Below are 20097 nucleotides of genomic sequence, written 5' to 3' on the forward strand. Positions count from 1 at the left end.
CGAAAATGCGCGATATTTACCGTCGTTTCAACCCCATTTAACACCACTTTCTCAATACTCCAATCAAATTGATAAGACTCACCGAGTGGAAATTTTTGAGGAATAAAAACAGCCGTAGCGGGTGGGGAAAAAGACGATTTATAACGCTTAATAAAACGAGAAACACAAGGGTATTGCCCTTCAAAACCAAGGCTTTGCAAATACTCAAAATGACGTACTGCGGTTAAACGTTGAGAAGGTGGCTTATCCATCTCCTCTTTGAGTCGTTCAATTAATAGTGCTTTATAAGGCCCTAATTTAGGTGAATCTGTGTGTTGACGTTGATAGTTTGGAATCTCAATCATATTGAGATATTTTTTGACAGTACGACGACTGAGTCGAAGTTTTTCAGCGATTTTACGCTGAGAAAGCCCCTCTTTATGATAAAGGCGACGTATTTTTAAGATGGTTTCCATGCAAAGCATACCAGGTTATTCCCTGTTTAAATAACAAGGAGTTTATCAAAAGATGCAGTGGATCACTTTTCGATGATCTTACTGCATCAGCCTGGCGCATTTTTGCATGATCATTAACAGTCCGTTGAGTAAGTCGCTTTCAAGGGTATCGATAGCCGGCGACATATCTTTAAACCCCTGTCCAAATGGAACAAGCGGTAGGTTGATGCCCTGATGTTGCAATTCCTTTTGAAGGAGGTCTATTCGCCAACGGTCAAAGGCAATGGCGGCAATATCAAATTCACTTAAAATCTCGGCAATATCCCGAGCCACGTGGGCATAATCCACAGTCGCTCCCGGTGTGGTGCGGATAAAGCCTTGTCTAACCCAGACATCGTAGGGGTTGCGATCCCGTTTCGCGCGGTCAAGCAAGCCGACTTCCGGTGTCCAAAAATAGGCATAGACATTGATTTTGCCGTGTGTATCTTTTGCCGTTAGCACAAGGGTGGTTAAGTCGGTGCGGGCGGATAAATCTAACCCGCCGTACACGGTCAGCCCTTGCGGACTGTCTGTCGGCTCACCGTTTTGTTTCCAAACCGATTGGCTGACAAAAGTGGAGACGGTGCTGACCCGCTGGTTTAACATTAAATTACGGAAAGCATTTTCAAAGCTCGGCATTCGGCAGGCTTTTTCTGCCAGTGCCTGCATATCTTCTTCACTGCGGAAAATACCCAATGCCGGATTGGCTTGTTTCCACGCGGTAATGTCGGTTAATTCAAGCGCTTTATCGGCACTGTAGACGTGGCAAACTGTCTGTGGATCTTGTCCGGTGTTGGCATCATCAATCCAAATGGAGAGTAAGTCCGCATCGTTTGCCGCTTGGGTGCTGATCGTCAGTAATAACGGGTGTTTATGCGCCCCTTGAGCAGTGGTAATTGCATCGACAAAGGCAGATTGGCTGCCCTGTACCTGCCCGACTTCATCTAAAATGGCTAACACGGGGGATAAACCCTGTGCGGTGCGTCCGTCTGAAGCGAGGGCTTTGTACTCGACATTGCCGGTCAAGCCAATTAGTCGTTTGCCACTCGGTTTAATCGCGATAATCTCACTTAAGATTGGACTAAGTTGCACCATTTTGACGGCGAGGTTAAAGACGATAGCGGCTTGTTCTCGGCTTAATGCGCCGCTGACAATTTGGCTGTTACGGATAGCCACCGGCCCGACAAGGTGGGCAAGCAGTAAGCAGGCAATCAAAGCCGTTTTGCCGTTTTTACGCCCAATCGATAAAATGCCGTGCTTGGTGCCGTGCGGGTTGTCGTATACGTCCAGAATAAACCGGCGCTGAAAGGCTTCGAGTTTAATCGGTTTGCCGACTAATGCTCCTTCCGGCACGATACAGTATTGCTCAATGAAGGCGATGACTTTCTCTGCGGTGGTCATTTGTGCGTTGCCCATCAGTTAAACCTCGCCAATAAGCCGTTGTCATCAGCGAGTGTGGCGCGAGCCTGTTGGTAAAGCTGGTTGGTTTTGACTTGATCTCGGCTTTCACCTTGGGTCGCACGGCTGTGAATTTGGAGGCTACGGCACATTTGGATTTCCCGTTTGTATAATTCTTCAACCACATAATGCAGTGGGTGGATTTTCATTGCACCGGTATCTGTTTTAAGCCAACGACGCGTGTTGGCAAGTTCTTGTTCGTATTCATCAATTTCAACATACAGTTTGGCGAGTTTGACCGCACGTTCTTGATCGATAGGCGTCCAACTGTCTAATGCCCGGCTGTTAATAATCGACTCCCAATAGCGTTTTTCGGCTTTGCTAAGCGTTTGGGGCGGTTTGAGTTGAGTTTGGGCAGCTTGCAGTGCCTGAATGTGGGCGGTCGTGCTGTCGCTCCTTGTTTTGCGTCCGCTCATAGTTTGTCTCATTCAAAAAAGGGGTAAAAAACTGGAATAGCGATCACGCAGAGTTCCACAGGCGGTTTTCGGGGGAAATCGTCTGAACTTTTTGCTCCCCCTCCTCCTTGCCGTCATAAATTAGCCGACGGATTGCCGATTAAACGGGTGATTCGGGTCAAGGGGAAAGCCATTAGTATCCGAACCGATTTCACTCACTTGACGTGCTTCGGCTCGCTGTTTACTGCTATCGTGATGAACCTTGCAGAGTGATTGCAAATTCTTGCTATCCAAAAATAAATCGATATTGCCTTTATGGGGCTGAATATGATCGACCACGGTTGCCGGCGTCAGCTTACCTTCTCGTTGGCAATAGACACATAAAGGGTGGCGGGCTAAGTGGTCGAGGCGTAACTGTTTCCACGCTTTGCGGTTGTAGAGATAATGCCAGCTTGCCCGTCCTCTCTTACTCGGTAGATTGCCCATTGACCACCGCCAAGCATTGCCCGTTATCCGCCAAGATTTCCACACTATCCTTTGCGTAGATAAATTGATAATGCGTACCGTGAATTGACCATTCATCATCGGTAACTAATACCGCAACGGGATCACCGCTGACATCTTCACGGGTGGTGGTCGCAATCTGTTCCGGCATTAACACCTCGGTGGCGGTAATATCCGTGTAGCTTTCGGGTATGTAAATCACCACATCAACGGGCTTGCCCTTATCATTATCGGGTAAGCCTTGCTCGGCAAATTCAAGGGCTTGTTTAAATTGAGGGGCGTTTGCATAGGCAATCACCGCACTGGCGACAGTACAAATAGCAACCGCACCATTCATTCGGGTTTTGATAATCATCGTCATAGTCTCGTGGTGTCAAAAGAAAAAAGACGGCAGTCGCCGTCCGTGAAAGTAATATTATTCGGGTCAGTTATTTAAACCCTGCCTTTGTCCGTGCCTGCCATTCTCGGAGGCTATCAAGCTGACCGGCACATAAGTCCCGTTCACCCGTTACTTTAATCAGGTGTTCGATAGCCTCGCCGTAGGTGTTGCCGTTAAAAGGTGTTCGCTGACACTCGGTTAAATAGGCTTGCGGCGGAAATAGATATTCCGTCTTGGTGATAACCTTACTTGTGCAACTGCTCAATAACGCTGCGAGGCAAAGGAGTAGCAGCGCACGGCTCTTTAACCAAAATTGTTTTAACCTGTTCACGTTTGCTCTCCATTTGTGTGCGTAGGGCAGTGGCAAGTTTTTGTTGGGAAACGACCGCTTGTCGCTCTTGTTCGATTTGAACCGTCAACTGTTGGTTGACAGTTTGTTGTTGGCTAATCAACTCCGCTTGCTGCGTTTTCTCGGCGGTCAGTTTGTCAATTCGATTCGATTGATAAACTACCGCACCAATCAAGCAAGCGGTCAATATCATCAAGATTTTTGCAATCGGGTTAAACATAATGCTTTTTCCTTCTGCCGACGAAGCTCAAGCCCGCGCAACTTCTTACCGCCGGCATAGATCCACTTCGGCAGCTCGTTGCACGCCCCGACATAATCACCGGCATTGGCTTTGCGGAACATTGTTGATTTCCGCATTGCGCCGCAGCCGACATTAAACACGATTGAGGTCATTGCATCGAATGTCCCCTGCGGTAGCCGTGCGCCGTTTGCGTAGCGATTGACGCACTGTTCTGCCGAGCGTAAATCCTTTGCCCAACGGTCAGCGATGTCTTTGTCGGAATAAAGGCGGTTCGGGTCAATCGGCTCACCGCCTGCCTCTGTTGAACCAATCCCAACGGTTAGCACATCGGCAGGGCATTGATACGGATCACGGCGACACCCTTCGGCATTACCGATAATCGCCAGCCCCGCTTGGCTCGTGCGTAGGTCTGAATGTTCGGTTTGAATTATTCCGATAATCGCTAACACACTGCATAGCAGGACACCACTACCGACTTTGCCGGCAACCTTTAATCTACTCATCTCTTAATCCCCGTTTGAGTTGTTGTAATTTTGCGTGATGTAACTCTTCACGATGACGAGTTTCCTGCACGAATAACGCTTCGGCTTGCTCTTCTTGGCGACGTTTTACCCGTCCCTCTTGACATTTCGAGTACATATTCACTAATGCGGTAATAATCCCTAACGCCAAGCTAATCAGCATCAGGTTCTGTTGGTCACCCAACCACGCCAACCAGCCTGTGAGACCGTTCCACGCATAACTCTGTATTCCGGCATCTTTCATACTGTATTTCATACTCCACCTCGTGTTTGAGGCAATAAAAAAGCCCAGTCTGGAAAGACTGAGCTTGTTAATTAGCTTGTAAGTTCCAAAACAAAAAGCCCCGACCGGCTAAACCAATCAGGGCGTTAGAAATATTGTTGGTGTATCACTTATAGTGTGTCCACCATTGGCATATATACTAATGACACTCGGACAGAAAATCAAGCCTTTTTACACGTTAAAAGCATATTTCTTTAATTTGTCAGCATTTTTGTGATTTTTAATCGCAAGATCGAGAAATTTTGCAACTATCCATTCAGATGCGGTGAGGCTTTCTGATACTTTTCTTTGCCAAGTTCGTAATGATTTAGATTGTTTATCTTTATGCCATTGATATTTAGCGATGGCATAGTTAGACAGACCAAAAACATACTTTGCCTCAAGATACTGATAAGCCTCTAAAGAGGGGTTTTTGATACAATACCCGACAACAGAGCTGATTACTAATCCGATTTCGTCCTCACATATTGGTCTTGAGGGGACACTGATCCGGTTTGGGTCGGCTTCTTGCATCAGTTTGGCGATGATATTCATTCGCTTTTCAAAATCCAATCCGCTAAATACCCAAGCACCCCATCGGTTTAAATGCTGTTCAATCCATTCTTTTCTCGGTTTTTCCAATAATTTTTCTGCCATTTTTCCTCCTTAATTAGCCATAACGTTTAGATTTATTCCCTGTCGGTGAGGGGCTTTGCTCTTGGCAACGCTGGTAAGCTGCCGCCTGATCGCAATCGGCAAAATGACCCTTTTCAAACCGCATATATGCCGTGCCGAGTTCACCAAATCGGCTTTTGGTCACTAAAACTTCGGTGTAGGGGTTATCACTCTCCGGTTTATATGCCCGTTCACGATAAAGCATCAAAATTTGACTGGCATCTTGCTCAATATTGCCGGAATCCCGTAAATCCGAGTTGCGTGGGCGTTTATCAATACGTCCGTCCACATCACGGTTTAACTGGCTCAGCAAAATAATCGGCACTTGGAAATTCTTACAAAAGGTCTTGAGCTGGGCGAGGGATAAGCCGATTTGCTGGGTTAAATTGCCTTTATCGCTGCCGTGGTCGATTAAGCCTAAATAATCGATTACAATCGCATTTAACGCCCCGACATTACTCAGGTGATTTTCGGCAATCGTGGTCATTTCAGTCGCAGATAATCCGCCACGATCAACCAAATAGAGCTTTTTATTCTGAATTTCGCTGATACCTTCACCCATTCGAGCAAAATCTTCATCACCCATCGTCAGCGGATTACGCAACTTCTTGACACCTAATCCGCCCATTGCACTTAATAAGCGGTCGATTAGCTGAAAATTATCCATTTCGAGTGAGAAAAACAGCACCGAGCCGCCACGGTTGAGAATATGGCGGGAAACGGTTAAGGCAAATTCGGTTTTGCCCATTCCCGGCCGACCGGCAATCACGGTAATATCGGTCGGGCTAATCCCGCCGAGAATATCGTCCACGCCCGCTAATCCGGTGCGGAGCAGGCGTTCGTCAAAATCCGTTTTACTGCGCTCTTGAACCACTTTCACATAGCTTTCGAGTAAGTCGCCGACCAACACCGGCTTGGCACTTTGACGCTGACTCAGCAGGCGTTGTAACTCGGCTAAGCCCGCTTGGGTGATCCCTTCCAACTCATCATCACGGGCAGAGGTGAGTTTGTTGGCGACACTCAACAAGGTTTTTTGTGCCGATCGGTTCACCCAAAGGGCGTGTAGTTTGGCAGCATAACCGTCAATATTCGCCGCGCCAGTTGTGTTTTTCACCACCTCCACCATATCGGCAAAATGCTCGCCATAGCTGGCTTCAAGTAGCACCATATCAATCAAATTATCACACCGAGCCTGTTTGCGAATGCGGGTGTACATCGCACCCAATCGGTGTGTGGCAAACATTTCCGGTTCAATCCACGTCATCAATTCACGGGCTTTTGCGGTTAAACCGCCGGTTAGCAGGCAGCCGACAAAACTCATTTCCACTTGGTAGGTTAAATTGCTCATAGGGTGTTCTCCAACGTTTTCGTTGCGATACGAGTCGACATCACATAGTCAAAATTCGCAACCCAGCCACGGCTACCGCCGCCAAAATAGAACTGGTCGGAGCGTTTTTTTGCCTGCTCGATAAAATCCATAAAATAATCACGGAAAGATTGCTCGCTGACCTGACCCCACTCCTTGAGGAAGAACGTGGCGACCGATTTAATCGACTTCTTGCGTGCATCGGTCAAATTATTCGGATTACGGATTTTCGCCATTGGCACGCCCGTTTGTTCGACGCAGTCGTTGTAGAGTTGGGCAACCGTGCTGTAATCCACCAACGGCGATGCTTTGGGTTTTCGTGCAGTCGGTTTTACAAAATTATGATCAGAACCGACCGCTTGCGTTTCAGCGTGAGCTGAATCCCCTTGGGGGTTAGGGGGATATGGATCTGTTGTTTGTATATGGTTTGGATCTGTTAAAGAACCGGTAAAATTACGGCTTCCAGGAAGTGTGAAATTTCTGTCTTCGCCCTGTGAATTTTCTGTTCTCAACGGCGGATTATTCCCCTTTCTCGCTGAACTAATTGAGGATTGAGCCTCTGCAAAAGGCTGTAAATGTTGTAAAAAACGAAGCTGATCAAAGCGATAATGATTTGTCGGTGTCCCGTTTGCTTTTCTCACCTGAACCGTCAGACAATCAGCCAGCAAACTCCTGATTTTCTTAACCGCATAGCGCACCTGCTCAACGGTGATTTGCTCCTCGCAGAGCTCATTGGCTAATTCCTCGTAGCTTTTCCAAAAGAACCCGTCCGCACGTTGTACTTTGGACGACCAAAAGACTAACTGATTTAGCACAGCTGCCATAAAGAAATCGCCCTCACACAAACGGATATAAATGCGCGGAATGGAAATATTGTTGCGCTGACCGCTAAATTCCGCCACTAAGTTGAATAAATTATTGCTCATAGTCCTACCGCCTTAGATGATGTAAACTCGCCATTCCAATTTTTCTTCATTGGCAACGTGCCTTGGGTGTACCATTCATACAGTTTGGCAGCGCCTTTCTTCAACAATACTGGCTTATAGGAAAGAAACGGTTCTTGCCCGTGTGGGTTAATTTCAATATTTTCTTCGGTTAAATACAGATCTCGAGCGTAGGCTTTTACCCGCTTTTGATCACGAGTATCTTGATACAGCCAGTTTTTACTTACGAGAAACTCGCCAATTTTCAAACTGTTTACACCGTTCAAGCCTTTCACAAATTCAAAAGGGGAAATACCGTTGCGGAAATAACTTTCCATTGATTGGATTTGAAGGGATTTTTGCTGGTTTTCGAGCTCTAATACGGTGTTTCGTTCCACTTCATCTGCCAGTTTACGCAGAGCGTCTGGCAATGATTTAGGTAATGGATCGGATAGTTGTTTTTCCAGCTCATCTAAGCGATCAATGATTTTGGCTCGTAGGTCAATGCGATAACCGGAGATTAAAATCATTGCTTCACGTTTGGGCAGAAAGTAGCAAGAATAAGTACGTCCTCTGCTGTCAGTGTAATCTCCTAAAAATTCAGGAGATTGAATTTTGAGCTGTTCAAGCATATTGCGAATATCCGCCATCACATTGTCGTGGCGTTTTTCACACAGTTGAGCAATCTCTACACTGCTTATCCTAATGCTTGATTTTCGTTCCGAAATGTTTAATAATTTAGTCATACTTTAAATCCTTATGGGTTGAAAAATTGCCACCGTGTCAGCGGTGGTTTTTTATTGCTGTGAATAAAGCCCAATCGTGCTTTCTAAGATTTGGGCTGTGGAAGATTGTGCCTTATGTAGTAACTTCCGCAGGGCATTGATTTCAACGGTCGTCAAAACACCGTCTGCCAAAAAGTTTTCGAGAGTGGCGAAAAATAGTCCTCTTGCCGCCAACTCTTTTAGCTGCAATGCCGAAATCTCAACACTATCCAGCTCATCAATATTCGGAATCGCAATCATTGCTTTACCTAATCGCTGAGCTACTTCGTCAGACCAATGACTGACACCGAACTCGGCTTCTATTGTGATCAACTCACATTCTGTAAACCGCTGACCTTTGCGCTGATAAAGACGGTTGTCCAAATCGTTTTCTGAATAACCTAAAACACCGCAGGCTGAATACTTACCGCCCGGCAATGCCTTAAACATTTCTAAAATCGCTTGTTTCATCACAAAATCCTGCCTTTTTTGGTGGTTTTCATTTTTTCTAAATGCGTTACATTTATTTCACTTGGTGCGGAAATGACCGAACTTCTTCAGCACGGATCACAGAACCTTTTTTATCAATAATGATGTGAATATCTCTGCCCATCTGCACAGCCTTGCAAATTGCAGCTTGAGTAACATTTAATACTTTTGCAGTTTTGCCTTGCCCGTGAGTTTTTGCATATTCACTAAGTGGAATTCGTTTCATAAAACCTCACTAAAAGTGTAATAGTTATATTATTACCGCAAATAATCAAAATGTAAATATCTGCGGTTATTTTACTTTTATAACCGTAAGTTATAGGATCTAAAAAAACACAGAGGTGCAAATGTCTAGTAACAGTAAGAAAAAAGAACTCACTCAAGAACAAAAAATGGAAGCGGAAGCTCTCAAAAGAATTTTTGAAGAAAAGAAAAGCCAACTGAAACTTAATCAAGCAGAGGTAGCTGAAGCCTTTGGCATCAGCCAAGGGGGAATTAACCATTATCTAAATGGCGTCAATGCTTTAAACGCTCAAGTTGCAACTAAGTTTGCAAAATTACTGCAAGTTTCTGTTAGTGCTTTCAGCTCTCGATTAGCATTAGAAATTTCGGATATGGCAAAAGCCATTGACGAAGAAGAAATCAAATTATTAGCTGAAAACCAAGATGATGAAGATGACAGCATCATTATTGATGTGCTTAATGTTGAAGCTAGTGCTGGTTTTGGTTCAAGCAGTGATCTAGTTGAAATTGTTAGCCAGCTACACTATGCCCCAGAGCAATATTATGAATACTACCGTGGAATGAACCCTAATAATGTCCAAGTTATTAATATTAAAGGGGATTCTATGTTTCCGACCTTTTCACACGGAGATTTGATATTCGTTGATACTACAATGACTACTTTTGATGGCGATGGAGTTTATGTTTTCACCTATGACAACTACACATATATAAAACGATTACAAAAAGCCGGTAAAGAGCTATTAGTTATATCCGATAATGACACATACAAGGCTTGGACAATTTCAAGAGAAGAACTAGAGCAACTTTATATACACGGCAAAGTAAAAGTCCACCAAAGTCAAAAACTCAACTTCATCGGTTAATTGTGATAGTCAAACTCAGCAGCGAGGAACAGCAATGCAATCAAAAATCCAACAAGCTCAAGATAACTACGGACGATTACTTGAATTACAGAAAAAGCTGGCAGACAGTATAAAAGATTGGCAAGAAGCGGCTAAATTAGCCAAAGAGCTTGAAACCTTTTACCAACAGCCCGAATGGATAGAGTTACACGATAACTCCGATAGTTATGCTATCGATACCAAAGGCAATTTCAGCGTCCTGTCGGAAGATGCGATTTGGAATGCCTTGTGGGAGCAGAAGGAGCTGGCAGGTGAAGTAGCCGACATCGCAATCAATATCTTACGAAATAAATAGAGAAAAATATTGATTATGCATAGAGCAGAAGCTGGATTTTTTGATCCAAAATCGTTAGAGACTGTAAAGATAAATAAAAGCGTAACCCAAAGAATGTAGGAATGGGAAAAAGAATGAAATTCTCCGAGCATAAATTCTGTTTAGAAAACGAAGAAGCCAAACAATTTATTGAGTTACTAAAAGCATATGATAAAACACCAGAATGGCTTAAAGCTAATAATGCGTTATGGAGAACAATTAGCTTTGTGCCTAATGATCGAGCAGAGCTACAAGGAACAATTCCCGGAGCCACAATTCAAATTGAGTACAAATTAAATAAACGTATTCAAGAGACCGGCAAAATGGTCTTGACATTGCATAAAACCGTAAAGGGAGTAAAATTACGAGCTTATCAGCTTGAAACCAATGATGAAAGCAAAGTAACATCACACAATGGTAACCAAGAAATTCGAGGAACGCACGAACATATTGGGCAAGAAGTGATTAAATTATCGCCCCTGTTCCCTATCGAAGATATTACACAGTGGTTTAAATATTTCTGTGAAAAAATTCACTTAGCTTATACAGGTGAAGATTTACAATCACCCCAAGGATAATTAATGAATGTGCTAAATTGCGAATGGCTATGTCAACAAGCCTTTTTAAATTGCTACCCCGTCAAAACCATTTCGGGGCAGCAAGGTATTGCAGTACAAACGTACCATCGCTGGCTTGACGGTTCTATTCTCAATTTTTATATTACCCCTCAAGGTAATCAATTGTTAATTTCCGATGAAGGCGAAACGCTTTTTCATTTATCTAACGTAGGCTTATTAAAAGCGAAATATCAATGGCGTCTGTTCAAAGATAAATTACAAAGTACGAATAGCGATATCCATCTTGAAGACGATGGTGAAATCATCTGCCTTACTACGCCACAATCTGCCCCCTATGCAATTGCAGATTATCTCTCCGCTTTATGTGCCATAATGCACTATGAGAAAGAATTAGCGGGCATTCCAGAAGCGGTAATTGATTTCTCAGAGGAGGTTGAATTCTACCTTAGAGCGTGGAAACCACAAGCGACTTTAATTAAAAAGCCAAAAATTTCCGGCATCTCTGGACACGAATACATCTTTGATTTCCAACTTGAGCAGGATTTAATTATGGCAATATCCCCTTCACCTAATGCGGTGGGTTCGGCAATGCGAAAAGCTGGCGATGTATTGAGCGGGAGTTTTTTAGATGATCGCCATATTCTTATCATTGTTGATGATCGCTCAGATGATCTCTTTCAGAAAAAAGCCGAGGAAGAAATCAAAATCATTTCAACACTGGCAAAAGCAGTACCATTCAGCAATTTGCAAAGCCTCATCAATAAGCAATCTCCAGCGACAACCAAAAATTAGTATTTTTAAACCGCCCTCTGGGCGGTTTTCTTTTCCCTCTCGCCCATTTCCTCATAACTTTCATTTCAAACTTAATCTCCAAAGGGCAAAATATTGCCTTTTTCACCAATTTCAGCCTCAAGCGTTCCCACAAAGCTCAAAAAACAAGCAATCAAACTTCCTACCTGAAAATTCTTTTCTTTTGAAATCAACATATTAAAGAAAATACCGCAAATAATTAAACTTGCTATAACTTGCGGTATTTACTTAAAATAAAACCGCAGGTAATATGTACCCATCAAAACAAACAGCCAAAAAATAAATATCAGAGGCAAAGATTGCCTATCTCAAACAACTCTCTACCGAGCGAGTTGTTTTAAATGGTCAATCATAACAAAGGAACACCTATGTTTACTTACAAATTTCTCTGCTTAGACCGAGAAGCAGAGGGCTATCAAACCCAAGTGCTAAAAGTTTCTGCACCAAATGAGGACGAAGCCCGTTGGCAGCTCTCTGCTCGTTGGCGTTGGCTTTTCACCGTTGCAAAAAATCTACCTAATCGCATTGTTCGCGATCAAGCTAAGGGGGAAGTTTATGCGTGATTCCACCCAAACCATCACCCTAAACCGCGACAAATTCGAGTATCAGCTCAGCAGAATACACCAAGCGATTGCTTTAATGTTAGCGTTGCAATCAGCCGAACTGGAACACTGCGACTTAATGACGTCTCTCGAAGGGATTTATAACCTCACACAAGACAGCATAATCAACCTTGAAGAAATGCTTAAAAACTCGGAGGCTGACAATGCGTAAAACTCCGACCCATAAAGCAATCCCAATGCAGCAAGCCGGTGAAATTAGCTATTCTCTTACCTATGCCAAAGCGATTATCAAGCTGATTGAACACAACGGCGAGGAAGTCAACGAGTTTGAAACGGCAACAAACGTTATCCGAGATGCACTCGGTGCAGCCCAACACTTCCTTGATAAAATCGAGCAAGCGGCAAACACCGGCTTTTATTTTGCAAATGAAAAGCAAGGAGGCAATGATGCGTAAACCTACCACCAACCCCTACATCTTAGACGAACAGGCTCAAGCCCATTTGAAAACTGCTCAAGCCAAATTAGGCAAAGCAGCCGGACTACTGGAAATGGTGGCTCTCACCGACTTTAAGCAATTCGACGATACCACGATTAGCACCTCGTTAAGTGTGATTGTTACGATGCTTTACGAAGGATTAAATGACTTGGGGGAAGTTTAAGAGGAAAGTTTCTCTGCAATTTTAGCCATTATAGTTTACTTGCTCGAATTGTGAATGATTTAGAGACTAAACAGCGTGCCGGCTAAATCAAGATTTTCGAAAATGGGATCACACATTTTCCAAAATGTTGGCTTTAACCGACCGCTTGTTGAAGCGAGGAGAAAGAATGAAAAACGACAAACTCAATGAAAAATTAGACTTCTCTGATTTAAGTACCGCTGAGCTGACGGCCGTTTCAATCAGCTATGAAAACAGCCTAATGAAAACGGATAAACCTGTTTATCCTTACACGGCCGCTGTACTGGAAACATTGGCAGAAGAATTAGTCCTGATCGCAAAACAAAAACCAGAAATGGCGATTAAATGTGCCGGGGAATTAAATGCGATAGCGGGAGCAATGTGTCGGGTGATGCCAGCACCACCACTCAGTACACCTGATGATATGGCGAAAATACTTACAGCGGAAGAATTAAAATGGCATCTAGTCAACAGCAATGCGACCACTTTTGTATCCGAACAACTGACTTACTTGGTAGGGCAGATCATAATGGCATTGGAAGGTCATAGTGTTACAACGGGTGAAAGCCATATCAAACATTGAAGGAGGCACAATGGAATTTCTTACTGATAAAGAACTAGAAATCTACACAGGCTATGAACGTCCTGCTGATCAGGTTGGCTGGTTAAAAGATAAAAATTATGTGCCTTTCACTATAAATGCTAAAGGAAAGCCGGTAGTGATCTTCAAACACGTTTTTGGGTTTCGGCGAGACGGATTAGATAACACGATTAGTTCACAGGAAGTCGCTTGGAACCCCTCTCCACCACCTAAACCCTCTTCTCAACGCAACTAAGGAGAAATATGGGCAGACCCCGTAAACCACAAAATATCAACTTGCCTGACAATGTTTATGTCCGTATTGATAAGCGGTCAGGTAAGCCTATTAAACGGTATTTCTACCGTCTATACGGTAAAACCGAAAAATCACTGGGTACAAATTTTAATCTTGCCTGCTTAGAGGCGATCAAACTTAATTTAGAAAAAGAGCCAAAAGGGGCAGTTATCACCTTTAATCGAGTCGCCAACCGTTACAAAGATGACATTATCCCATTAAAAAAACCGAATACTCAAAAAGCGAATTTAAACGGCTTAAAGCCTTTACTTGAGTTTTTTAATGGTGCGCCACTTGAACAGATTAAATCCAGCCATATTCGGCAATATTTAGACTGGCGTAAAGAGACCAAAGCGGCTGCTAACAATGAATATATGCTGTTTCATCATATTTGGCAGAAAGCGAGAGAATGGGGCTATACCGAAAAAGTTTGTCCAACGGAAGGCGTTTCCCGTTATCCAATCAAACAAAGAGAAACTTATATTGATGACACGATTTTTCATCTTGTTTATCAATACTGCAATCAAGATCTAAAAGACCTAATGGATATTGCCTACTTAACCGGACAACGCCCGATTGATGTCGTCAATATTCGGCGTAGCCATATACTTAATGGTTACTTGCATATTGTGCAAGAAAAAACGGCGGCCAAATTGCGTATTGAGATCAAAGGTCAACTCAAAACTATCTTAGAGAGACGGTTAGAAGATGGAAAAGAATACTTGTTTTATACCCGCTTAGGTAGTCGATTTACACCAAACTATGTTAGTAATGCTTTTGCGAGAGTTCGAGAACATACAGCACAAAAGCACCCGGAATATGCGGAAGCATTAAACGCATTCCAATTTCGAGATCTCAGAGCAAAATCCGGTACAGATAAAGCAATGCTGTTTGGAATGAATGCGGCGAGAGAGCATCTTGGCCATACAACTGAAAAGATGACGAAGACTTATATCCGCCTTGCTCCTATCATTCCACCGCTTGAAACCAGTGTATCTGAACCAGAAAAGACGGGCGAATAATATCGCCCGTTTTATTAAAAGCGTTACATACCTTTTGCTGAATTTAACAAAAATATTTCGGAACAAGCCTTGTTTTTTCGGAACAATGCTAATAATAGGTCTGATTTATCCTTTATCTCACAATGGGTTTGAAGATCCATCAGAAAATATGAGATTTTTTGCAAAAATTTGTTACAATCTGCCCGCTTGTTAAATTGAAATGAACAATGAAAAACTACCGCTTTTATATTCTACTTTTGTTTTGCAGCCTGTTTGCACACGCTGACACAAAAACGCCGTTGCAGTTTTTGCAAGCAATGGTTTCGGCGCATCAAACCCGCAATTATGAACAACTTTATCTGATGCAGAAAGGGGAAAATGTTACCTCGCTACGTTATCGGCACGCTTATACGGGCGGGCGGGAATATGCGCAATTATTGCATTTGGACGAGTTACGGGAAGAGCTGATTTTGCGGGACGGCAAAGTCAGCTATTTCGGTGATTTTCAACCCTTTAGCCTACGCAGCCCGCATATTCTCGATAATTTGCCGATGGTGATGTACAGTCGTTTTGCCGAGCTGAAAGGCTACCATTTTATTGATGCGGGACGCAGCCGTATTGCCGATCGCCCTGCCAGAATGATCCGTATTGTGCCGAGAGATGATTTCCGTTACCAATATATGCTTTGGATTGATACGGAAACACATCTGTTACTTCGCAGTGATCTGTTAGATCGGGATAATACGGTGCTAGAGCAATTTCGAGTGCTGCAAAGTACCTTGGACGATGAGTTATTGGGGATCGTCGAGCCGATAGAGGCTTTGAGATTGCCGACCTTTATTGAAACCAAACGCCATCAAACGCAACGGCTAAAATGGCAGCCACAATGGGTACCCGAAGGGTTTAAACGGGTGGCACAAACTAAGCAGCGTTTGCCGGAAATGCAGATGGCAGATGAGGTGGAAAGTCAGTTATATAGTGATGGGCTGTTTTCATTTACGGTTTATGTGATGAAAAATCAAGGTGTTGCTTTTGACGAGCAGTTTTGGCGGGAGGGCAAAACCAGCATTTATAGCCAGAGCTTAGGCGGATATGACGTGGCGATTATCGGCGAAATTCCGTTGGTGGCGGCACGCCATATCGCTCAAGATTTACGCTCTCGTTTGGAGACAAAAACAAAATGATGATCGAGCAAGCGGTCGTTATCGGCTATCAAAATGGCATAGCACAGGTGCAATGCTATGCTAAAGCGGGCTGTGGCGGCTGTTCGGCACAAGGTGCTTGCGGCACAAAATCTCTGTCCGCCCTTGCCGGTGAAAGACGTGCAGCGCAGTTTTCGTTAGCAGTTAATCAGCCTTTGCAGATCGGCGATACCATCGAAATCGGTTTAGCGGAGCATCATCTGCTGCAAGGTGTCATCTGGCTGTATGCCGTCCCCTTGGCAGTAATGCTATGTTCTACGTTACTGCTGTCGCAATGGGTAGCGAATGAAATCATATTGGCATTAGGGATTTTAATCTGCACCTTATCAGCCTTTTTCGGCATAAAACAGCGATTAGCCCGACAACAAACGGCGCAATTAATGCCGATATTTTTAAGAAAGATTTAGCGGAGAAGCGGAATGGAAAAAATTTGGTTTGAGAATTACCCTAAAAATGCCGAGCGGGTATTAGATGTCGAGCAATATGAATCTTTGGTTGATATGTTTGAACAAGCGGTTCGCCGCCACCCCGATATTCCCGCATATATCAATATGGGGAAAGTGCTGACTTACCGTAAGTTAGAAGAACGTAGCCGAGCCTTTGCCGCTTATTTGCAAAATGAATTACGGCTGGAAAAGGGTGAGCGGATTGCGTTAATGATGCCGAATTTATTGCAGTACCCGATTGCGTTATTCGGTGCATTGCGTGCCGGTTTGGTGGTGGTGAATGTCAATCCCCTTTATACCCCAAGAGAGCTTGAGCATCAGCTCAATGATAGCGGGGCAAAGGCGATAGTCGTCGTATCCAATTTTGCTGCCACCCTAGAGAAAGTGGTGTTTGACACCTCAATTAAGCACGTCATTCTAACCCGTATGGGCGATCAGCTCTCTTTTGGTAAACGGACGTTGGTTAATTTTGTGGTGAAATATGTGAAAAAATTAGTGCCGAAGTATAAATTGCCCCACGCCGTCAGTTTTCGTGAGGCATTGAGCATCGGCAAACAACGCCAGTATGTCAAGCCGACCATCGAGCGAGATGATTTGGCGTTTTTGCAATATACCGGCGGCACGACGGGCGTGGCGAAAGGGGCAATGCTCAGTCATCGCAATGTCGTGGCGAATGTGGTTCAAGCCAAATGGGTGGCATATCCCCTCACTAAACAGACGCAAGAACGGATTGCGGTGATTGCGCTTCCGCTCTACCATATTTTTGCTTTGAGTGTAAATTGTCTGCTGTTTCTTGAGCTGGGCGTTACCGGACTGCTGATTACTAACCCGCGGGATATTCCGGGCTTTGTCAAAGAGCTGAAAAAATATCGGGTAATGGCGATAACAGGGGTGAATACCCTATTTAACGCACTGCTGAATAATGAGCAGTTTAAAGAGGTGGATTTTTCCCGCCTAAAATTATCGGTCGGCGGTGGTGCAGCGGTGCAACGGGCAGTTGCAGAACGTTGGCACCAAACGACCGCTTGTCATATTATCGAAGGCTACGGAATGACGGAATGTTCGCCGCTGATTGCCGCCACCCGTAATGACTCAACGGAATATTCAGGCTCAATCGGCGTACCGGTACCGAACACGGATATTCGGATTGTTGATGATGAGGGGCGTGATGTTGCACTGGGAGAACTGTGGGTGAAAGGGCCGCAAGTGATGCAAGGCTATTGGCAGCGACCTGATGAAACGGCACAAGTGTTGCAAGACGGTTGGATGGCAACGGGCGACATTGTTGAAATGGGGCAGGATCTCAATTTACGCATTGTCGATCGCAAAAAAGATATGATTATTGTCTCCGGTTTTAATGTGTATCCGAATGAAATTGAAGATGTGGTGGCGTTGCACCCGAAAGTAAACGAAGTCGTTGCGGTAGGAATTCCGAGCGAAACAAGCGGGGAAAGCATCAAGGTTTATGTTACCAAAAAAGATGAGAGCCTGACCCGTGAGGAATTGCGTTTACATTGCCGCCAGCATTTGACCGGTTATAAAATTCCCCGTGATATTGAATTTAGAGATGAATTGCCGAAAAGTAACGTAGGCAAAATTCTTCGTCGTGTATTGCGTGATGAAGAACTTGCCCGTCTAAAAGGGCATCAAGAGTAAATTGATTTTAATAAGAGAATAATAAGGGATCTGAAATGACTCAATTAAGCGTTGTAATTTTAGCGGCAGGTAAAGGAACGCGTATGTATTCTGACTTGCCGAAAGTGTTACATAAAATTGCCGGTAAACCGATGGTGAAACACGTGATTGATACGGCAAAGCAATTAACGGCGAAACATATTCACCTGATTTACGGGCACGGCGGCGATTTGCTTAAACAGCACTTAAACGATGAGCCGGTGAATTGGGTGTTACAAGCGGAACAGCTTGGCACGGGGCACGCAATGCAACAAGCCGCACCGTTTTTTAGTGATGATGAAAATATTTTAATGTTGTATGGCGATGCCCCGTTGATCAGCAAAGAAACGTTGGAAAAATTGATTGCCGCAAAGCCGGAAAAAGGCATCGGTTTGCTCACGGTTGTGCTGGATAACCCGACCGGTTACGGGCGTATTTTGCGTGAAAATGGCGCGGTTGTCGGCATTGTTGAGCAAAAAGACGCTTCACCAGAGCAGTTGGCTATTCAAGAAATTAACACGGGCGTAATGGTAGCAAGTGGGGCGAGCTTTAAAAAATGGTTGGCGCAATTAGACAACAATAACGCCCAAGGTGAGTATTACATTACCGATGTGATTGCAATGGCGAACCGGGACGGTTTCCGTGTCGAAGCCATTCAAGCCGCGGATCTAATGGAAGTGGAAGGGGCGAATAATCGCTTACAACTAGCAGCGTTAGAGCGTTATTATCAACGTACCCAAGCTAAAAAATTACTGCTGGCGGGTGTGGGCATTGCCGATCCTGAACGTTTCGATCTGCGGGGAACACTTACCCACGGTAAAGATGTTGAAATTGATGTGAATGTGATTATCGAAGGTGAAGTGAAGTTGGGTAATCGGGTTAAGATTGGTGCGGGCGCTGTGCTGAAAAATTGTGAAATTGCCGATGAGGTTGAGATTAAGTCGTATTCCGTGATCGAAAATGCGATTGTAGGGACACAAGCACAAATCGGGCCTTTCTCCCGCTTACGTCCGGGGACGCAGTTGGCGGCACAAACGCATATCGGCAATTTTGTCGAAATTAAAAATGCACAGATTGCGCAGGGCTCAAAGGTCAATCACTTAGCCTATGTCGGTGATGCCGTGGTGGGCAGCCAGTGTAATATTGGGGCTGGCGTGATTACCTGCAATTATGACGGAGCGAACAAGTTCAAAACGGTCATCGGGGATAATGTGTTTGTCGGATCAGATAGCCAGTTGGTTGCGCCGGTAACCATTGAAAGCGGTTCAACCATTGGGGCGGGATCAACGATCACAAAAGATGTTAAAGCCGATGAATTGGTGATCAGCCGTGTGCCGCAACGCCATATTCAAGGCTGGCAGCGTCCGACAAAGCAGGCGAAATAACCCTCAAATAAAAAGAGGCATCTAATGATGCCTCTTTTTATGAGAACTGCTTGGACAAGCGGTGAGTTACTGCGAAAAGTTTGCAAAAACCGATTAAGATTTCTTTTCCAACTGATTTAAGGCAGTTAAGCCTTTATCGCAACTTTTTTCCTGCATCTGTGTATCCAATTTTAAGATTTGTTGCTTAGTGGCAGTGAGCTTACTTTTCATTTGTTTGATTTGAGTATGCGTACCCGGCTGCTTTTCGGCATCTGCAATCAATTTATCCGCTTTTTGAAACATCTGTTGGCACTGTTTTGGTAATTTACCGGAAGATTGTGTTTTAGCAATCGCTAAAGAAGAAGTTTTGATTTCGGCAAAGGCTGCTGAATTAAAGGTCAAAAAAGCGGCTAAAGCCGTTAGCAATAAACTGAGTTTTTTCATTGTTATTTGGTTAAATAGAAAAATTTTCAGGATACTAGCATAATTAAAATCAAGAAGCCACGCAAATTTTCTATTTTATTGCGTTGTATTGGCGGAAATATATCGACAAATTGAAAAAGAATAATAGCTGATTTGTTTCATTTTTGTTAATAAAACAGCGAAATAACTTATTAAATTGCTCAGGATTTTTTCTTGGTATTTT

Annotated in this window: 31 protein-coding genes and 1 pseudogene; 15 read left to right on the forward strand and 17 right to left on the reverse strand. The window is 44.0% G+C overall.

Features of this window, described 5'->3' with window-relative positions; all coding sequences use genetic code 11:
• From E4T80_RS03050 to E4T80_RS03120, 15 genes and pseudogenes are all read right to left on the reverse strand, one after another.
• Nucleotides 1–455, reverse strand: a pseudogene (locus E4T80_RS03050) (HTH domain-containing protein); the annotation flags it as partial.
• A gap of 78 nt (nt 456–533) precedes the next feature.
• On the reverse strand, nt 534–1889 hold the full coding sequence (locus E4T80_RS03055) for a terminase TerL endonuclease subunit (protein ID WP_228064757.1): 1356 nt from the start codon (nt 1887–1889) through the stop codon (nt 534–536).
• Nucleotides 1889–2359 carry a TerS protein gene (locus E4T80_RS03060; RefSeq protein ID WP_135054845.1) on the reverse strand — a complete coding sequence of 157 codons (471 nt, stop codon included), beginning with the start codon at nt 2357–2359 and terminating at the stop codon, nt 1889–1891. The genes E4T80_RS03055 and E4T80_RS03060 overlap by 1 nt, the downstream gene beginning before the upstream one ends.
• A gap of 108 nt (nt 2360–2467) precedes the next feature.
• The gene (locus E4T80_RS03065; protein ID WP_135054847.1) at nt 2468–2812 is read right to left on the reverse strand and encodes an HNH endonuclease; all 345 of its coding nucleotides are present in this window, start codon (nt 2810–2812) and stop codon (nt 2468–2470) included.
• Nucleotides 2793–3191, reverse strand: coding sequence for a hypothetical protein (locus E4T80_RS03070; protein WP_135054849.1), 399 nt, complete (start codon nt 3189–3191; stop codon nt 2793–2795). The genes E4T80_RS03065 and E4T80_RS03070 overlap by 20 nt, the downstream gene beginning before the upstream one ends.
• A 67-nt stretch (nt 3192–3258) precedes the next feature.
• Nucleotides 3259–3474: an Rz1-like lysis system protein LysC gene (gene lysC / locus E4T80_RS03075; RefSeq protein WP_135054851.1), complete on the reverse strand. Its 216-nt coding sequence runs from the start codon at nt 3472–3474 to the stop codon at nt 3259–3261.
• Nucleotides 3455–3778, reverse strand: coding sequence for a DUF2570 family protein (locus E4T80_RS03080; protein ID WP_228064756.1), 324 nt, complete (start codon nt 3776–3778; stop codon nt 3455–3457). The genes lysC and E4T80_RS03080 overlap by 20 nt, the downstream gene beginning before the upstream one ends.
• On the reverse strand, nt 3751–4302 hold the full coding sequence (locus E4T80_RS03085; protein ID WP_135054853.1) for a lysozyme: 552 nt from the start codon (nt 4300–4302) through the stop codon (nt 3751–3753). The genes E4T80_RS03080 and E4T80_RS03085 overlap by 28 nt, the downstream gene beginning before the upstream one ends.
• Nucleotides 4295–4576 (reverse strand): hypothetical protein, encoded by a 282-nt coding sequence (locus E4T80_RS03090; protein ID WP_194186297.1) that lies wholly within the window; start codon nt 4574–4576, stop codon nt 4295–4297. The genes E4T80_RS03085 and E4T80_RS03090 overlap by 8 nt, the downstream gene beginning before the upstream one ends.
• 198 nt (nt 4577–4774) lie before the next feature.
• The gene (locus E4T80_RS03095; protein ID WP_135054855.1) at nt 4775–5239 is read right to left on the reverse strand and encodes an antiterminator Q family protein; all 465 of its coding nucleotides are present in this window, start codon (nt 5237–5239) and stop codon (nt 4775–4777) included.
• A 13-nt stretch (nt 5240–5252) separates the two neighbouring features.
• The gene (locus E4T80_RS03100) at nt 5253–6605 is read right to left on the reverse strand and encodes a replicative DNA helicase (protein WP_135054857.1); all 1353 of its coding nucleotides are present in this window, start codon (nt 6603–6605) and stop codon (nt 5253–5255) included.
• On the reverse strand, nt 6602–7549 hold the full coding sequence (locus E4T80_RS03105) for a hypothetical protein (RefSeq protein WP_135054859.1): 948 nt from the start codon (nt 7547–7549) through the stop codon (nt 6602–6604). Before E4T80_RS03105 ends, E4T80_RS03100 begins: the two co-directional genes overlap by 4 nt.
• Nucleotides 7546–8292 carry a Rha family transcriptional regulator gene (locus E4T80_RS03110; RefSeq protein WP_135054861.1) on the reverse strand — a complete coding sequence of 249 codons (747 nt, stop codon included), beginning with the start codon at nt 8290–8292 and terminating at the stop codon, nt 7546–7548. Before E4T80_RS03110 ends, E4T80_RS03105 begins: the two co-directional genes overlap by 4 nt.
• 51 nt (nt 8293–8343) lie before the next feature.
• Entirely contained in the window at nt 8344–8781 is a 438-nt protein-coding gene (locus E4T80_RS03115; protein WP_135054863.1) for a YmfL family putative regulatory protein, read from the reverse strand.
• Between the two features lie 52 nt (nt 8782–8833).
• Nucleotides 8834–9025 (reverse strand): Cro/CI family transcriptional regulator, encoded by a 192-nt coding sequence (locus tag E4T80_RS03120; protein WP_135054865.1) that lies wholly within the window; start codon nt 9023–9025, stop codon nt 8834–8836.
• A 121-nt stretch (nt 9026–9146) separates the two neighbouring features.
• Between E4T80_RS03120 and E4T80_RS03125 the strand changes: the two genes are divergently transcribed.
• From E4T80_RS03125 to E4T80_RS03140, 4 genes are all read left to right on the forward strand, one after another.
• Nucleotides 9147–9908 carry a LexA family transcriptional regulator gene (locus tag E4T80_RS03125; RefSeq protein WP_135054867.1) on the forward strand — a complete coding sequence of 254 codons (762 nt, stop codon included), beginning with the start codon at nt 9147–9149 and terminating at the stop codon, nt 9906–9908.
• A 34-nt stretch (nt 9909–9942) separates the two neighbouring features.
• Nucleotides 9943–10242 carry a DUF4298 domain-containing protein gene (locus E4T80_RS03130; protein WP_135054868.1) on the forward strand — a complete coding sequence of 100 codons (300 nt, stop codon included), beginning with the start codon at nt 9943–9945 and terminating at the stop codon, nt 10240–10242.
• Between the two features lie 113 nt (nt 10243–10355).
• Nucleotides 10356–10838, forward strand: coding sequence for a hypothetical protein (locus E4T80_RS03135; RefSeq protein ID WP_135054869.1), 483 nt, complete (start codon nt 10356–10358; stop codon nt 10836–10838).
• Between the two features lie 3 nt (nt 10839–10841).
• Complete coding sequence (locus E4T80_RS03140) at nt 10842–11630, forward strand: DUF1828 domain-containing protein (RefSeq protein ID WP_135054871.1); 789 nt, start codon at nt 10842–10844, stop codon at nt 11628–11630.
• A 71-nt stretch (nt 11631–11701) separates the two neighbouring features.
• Here E4T80_RS03140 and E4T80_RS13240 read toward each other — a convergent pair whose 3' ends face one another.
• Nucleotides 11702–11824, reverse strand: a complete 123-nt coding sequence (locus E4T80_RS13240; protein WP_265588410.1) for a hypothetical protein — start codon at nt 11822–11824, stop codon at nt 11702–11704.
• A gap of 192 nt (nt 11825–12016) precedes the next feature.
• Between E4T80_RS13240 and E4T80_RS03145 the strand changes: the two genes are divergently transcribed.
• The 11 genes from E4T80_RS03145 to glmU all read left to right on the forward strand — a co-directional run bounded on the left by E4T80_RS03145 (nt 12017) and on the right by glmU (nt 19472).
• The gene (locus E4T80_RS03145; RefSeq protein ID WP_167740685.1) at nt 12017–12211 is read left to right on the forward strand and encodes a host cell division inhibitor Icd-like protein; all 195 of its coding nucleotides are present in this window, start codon (nt 12017–12019) and stop codon (nt 12209–12211) included.
• Nucleotides 12204–12422 carry a hypothetical protein gene (locus tag E4T80_RS03150; RefSeq protein WP_135054875.1) on the forward strand — a complete coding sequence of 73 codons (219 nt, stop codon included), beginning with the start codon at nt 12204–12206 and terminating at the stop codon, nt 12420–12422. Before E4T80_RS03145 ends, E4T80_RS03150 begins: the two co-directional genes overlap by 8 nt.
• Nucleotides 12415–12666 carry a hypothetical protein gene (locus E4T80_RS03155; protein ID WP_135054877.1) on the forward strand — a complete coding sequence of 84 codons (252 nt, stop codon included), beginning with the start codon at nt 12415–12417 and terminating at the stop codon, nt 12664–12666. The genes E4T80_RS03150 and E4T80_RS03155 overlap by 8 nt, the downstream gene beginning before the upstream one ends.
• Nucleotides 12659–12871, forward strand: a complete 213-nt coding sequence (locus E4T80_RS03160) for a hypothetical protein (protein ID WP_135054879.1) — start codon at nt 12659–12661, stop codon at nt 12869–12871. The genes E4T80_RS03155 and E4T80_RS03160 overlap by 8 nt, the downstream gene beginning before the upstream one ends.
• Nucleotides 12872–12995: 124 nt before the next feature.
• A complete protein-coding gene (locus tag E4T80_RS03165) occupies nt 12996–13472 on the forward strand; it encodes a hypothetical protein (RefSeq protein ID WP_135054881.1) in 477 nt (158 codons plus the stop codon).
• Nucleotides 13473–13482: 10 nt separating this feature from the next.
• Complete coding sequence (locus E4T80_RS03170; RefSeq protein ID WP_135054883.1) at nt 13483–13725, forward strand: DUF4224 domain-containing protein; 243 nt, start codon at nt 13483–13485, stop codon at nt 13723–13725.
• An 8-nt stretch (nt 13726–13733) separates the two neighbouring features.
• Nucleotides 13734–14786 carry a tyrosine-type recombinase/integrase gene (locus E4T80_RS03175; protein ID WP_135054885.1) on the forward strand — a complete coding sequence of 351 codons (1053 nt, stop codon included), beginning with the start codon at nt 13734–13736 and terminating at the stop codon, nt 14784–14786.
• Nucleotides 14787–14992: 206 nt separating this feature from the next.
• A complete protein-coding gene (locus tag E4T80_RS03180; protein WP_135054887.1) occupies nt 14993–15949 on the forward strand; it encodes a MucB/RseB C-terminal domain-containing protein in 957 nt (318 codons plus the stop codon).
• On the forward strand, nt 15946–16374 hold the full coding sequence (locus E4T80_RS03185; RefSeq protein ID WP_135054889.1) for a SoxR reducing system RseC family protein: 429 nt from the start codon (nt 15946–15948) through the stop codon (nt 16372–16374). The genes E4T80_RS03180 and E4T80_RS03185 overlap by 4 nt, the downstream gene beginning before the upstream one ends.
• Before the next feature lie 12 nt (nt 16375–16386).
• Nucleotides 16387–18069, forward strand: a complete 1683-nt coding sequence (gene fadD / locus E4T80_RS03190; RefSeq protein ID WP_135054891.1) for a long-chain-fatty-acid--CoA ligase FadD — start codon at nt 16387–16389, stop codon at nt 18067–18069.
• A gap of 35 nt (nt 18070–18104) precedes the next feature.
• Complete coding sequence (gene glmU / locus E4T80_RS03195; protein ID WP_135054893.1) at nt 18105–19472, forward strand: bifunctional UDP-N-acetylglucosamine diphosphorylase/glucosamine-1-phosphate N-acetyltransferase GlmU; 1368 nt, start codon at nt 18105–18107, stop codon at nt 19470–19472.
• Between the two features lie 93 nt (nt 19473–19565).
• On the opposite strand, the gene E4T80_RS03200 is transcribed toward glmU, so the two are convergent.
• Complete coding sequence (locus E4T80_RS03200; protein ID WP_135054895.1) at nt 19566–19895, reverse strand: DUF5339 domain-containing protein; 330 nt, start codon at nt 19893–19895, stop codon at nt 19566–19568.
• Nucleotides 19896–20097: the final 202 nt, after the last annotated feature.

Origin of the sequence: Muribacter muris (assembly GCF_004569585.1) — a bacterium.
Classification (GTDB): Bacteria; Pseudomonadota; Gammaproteobacteria; order Enterobacterales; family Pasteurellaceae; genus Muribacter; species Muribacter muris.

Bases quoted from the DNA above. Each gene is read 5' to 3' on its own strand.
- E4T80_RS03055 (WP_228064757.1), bottom strand. From the start codon at position 1,889: ATGGGCAACGCACAAATGACCACCGCAGAGAAAGTCATCGCCTTCATT.
- E4T80_RS03060 (WP_135054845.1), bottom strand. From the start codon at position 2,359: ATGAGACAAACTATGAGCGGACGCAAAACAAGGAGCGACAGCACGACC.
- E4T80_RS03065 (WP_135054847.1), bottom strand. From the start codon at position 2,812: ATGGGCAATCTACCGAGTAAGAGAGGACGGGCAAGCTGGCATTATCTC.
- E4T80_RS03070 (WP_135054849.1), bottom strand. From the start codon at position 3,191: ATGACGATGATTATCAAAACCCGAATGAATGGTGCGGTTGCTATTTGT.
- E4T80_RS03080 (WP_228064756.1), bottom strand. From the start codon at position 3,778: ATGTTTAACCCGATTGCAAAAATCTTGATGATATTGACCGCTTGCTTG.
- E4T80_RS03085 (WP_135054853.1), bottom strand. From the start codon at position 4,302: ATGAGTAGATTAAAGGTTGCCGGCAAAGTCGGTAGTGGTGTCCTGCTA.
- E4T80_RS03090 (WP_194186297.1), bottom strand. From the start codon at position 4,576: ATGAAATACAGTATGAAAGATGCCGGAATACAGAGTTATGCGTGGAAC.
- E4T80_RS03095 (WP_135054855.1), bottom strand. From the start codon at position 5,239: ATGGCAGAAAAATTATTGGAAAAACCGAGAAAAGAATGGATTGAACAG.
- E4T80_RS03100 (WP_135054857.1), bottom strand. From the start codon at position 6,605: ATGAGCAATTTAACCTACCAAGTGGAAATGAGTTTTGTCGGCTGCCTG.
- E4T80_RS03105 (WP_135054859.1), bottom strand. From the start codon at position 7,549: ATGAGCAATAATTTATTCAACTTAGTGGCGGAATTTAGCGGTCAGCGC.
- E4T80_RS03110 (WP_135054861.1), bottom strand. From the start codon at position 8,292: ATGACTAAATTATTAAACATTTCGGAACGAAAATCAAGCATTAGGATA.
- E4T80_RS03115 (WP_135054863.1), bottom strand. From the start codon at position 8,781: ATGAAACAAGCGATTTTAGAAATGTTTAAGGCATTGCCGGGCGGTAAG.
- E4T80_RS03120 (WP_135054865.1), bottom strand. From the start codon at position 9,025: ATGAAACGAATTCCACTTAGTGAATATGCAAAAACTCACGGGCAAGGC.
- E4T80_RS03125 (WP_135054867.1), top strand. From the start codon at position 9,147: ATGTCTAGTAACAGTAAGAAAAAAGAACTCACTCAAGAACAAAAAATG.
- E4T80_RS03130 (WP_135054868.1), top strand. From the start codon at position 9,943: ATGCAATCAAAAATCCAACAAGCTCAAGATAACTACGGACGATTACTT.
- E4T80_RS03135 (WP_135054869.1), top strand. From the start codon at position 10,356: ATGAAATTCTCCGAGCATAAATTCTGTTTAGAAAACGAAGAAGCCAAA.
- E4T80_RS03140 (WP_135054871.1), top strand. From the start codon at position 10,842: ATGAATGTGCTAAATTGCGAATGGCTATGTCAACAAGCCTTTTTAAAT.
- E4T80_RS13240 (WP_265588410.1), bottom strand. From the start codon at position 11,824: ATGTTGATTTCAAAAGAAAAGAATTTTCAGGTAGGAAGTTTGATTGCT.
- E4T80_RS03145 (WP_167740685.1), top strand. From the start codon at position 12,017: ATGTTTACTTACAAATTTCTCTGCTTAGACCGAGAAGCAGAGGGCTAT.
- E4T80_RS03150 (WP_135054875.1), top strand. From the start codon at position 12,204: ATGCGTGATTCCACCCAAACCATCACCCTAAACCGCGACAAATTCGAG.
- E4T80_RS03155 (WP_135054877.1), top strand. From the start codon at position 12,415: ATGCGTAAAACTCCGACCCATAAAGCAATCCCAATGCAGCAAGCCGGT.
- E4T80_RS03160 (WP_135054879.1), top strand. From the start codon at position 12,659: ATGCGTAAACCTACCACCAACCCCTACATCTTAGACGAACAGGCTCAA.
- E4T80_RS03165 (WP_135054881.1), top strand. From the start codon at position 12,996: ATGTTGGCTTTAACCGACCGCTTGTTGAAGCGAGGAGAAAGAATGAAA.
- E4T80_RS03170 (WP_135054883.1), top strand. From the start codon at position 13,483: ATGGAATTTCTTACTGATAAAGAACTAGAAATCTACACAGGCTATGAA.
- E4T80_RS03175 (WP_135054885.1), top strand. From the start codon at position 13,734: ATGGGCAGACCCCGTAAACCACAAAATATCAACTTGCCTGACAATGTT.
- E4T80_RS03180 (WP_135054887.1), top strand. From the start codon at position 14,993: ATGAAAAACTACCGCTTTTATATTCTACTTTTGTTTTGCAGCCTGTTT.
- E4T80_RS03185 (WP_135054889.1), top strand. From the start codon at position 15,946: ATGATGATCGAGCAAGCGGTCGTTATCGGCTATCAAAATGGCATAGCA.
- fadD (WP_135054891.1), top strand. From the start codon at position 16,387: ATGGAAAAAATTTGGTTTGAGAATTACCCTAAAAATGCCGAGCGGGTA.
- glmU (WP_135054893.1), top strand. From the start codon at position 18,105: ATGACTCAATTAAGCGTTGTAATTTTAGCGGCAGGTAAAGGAACGCGT.
- E4T80_RS03200 (WP_135054895.1), bottom strand. From the start codon at position 19,895: ATGAAAAAACTCAGTTTATTGCTAACGGCTTTAGCCGCTTTTTTGACC.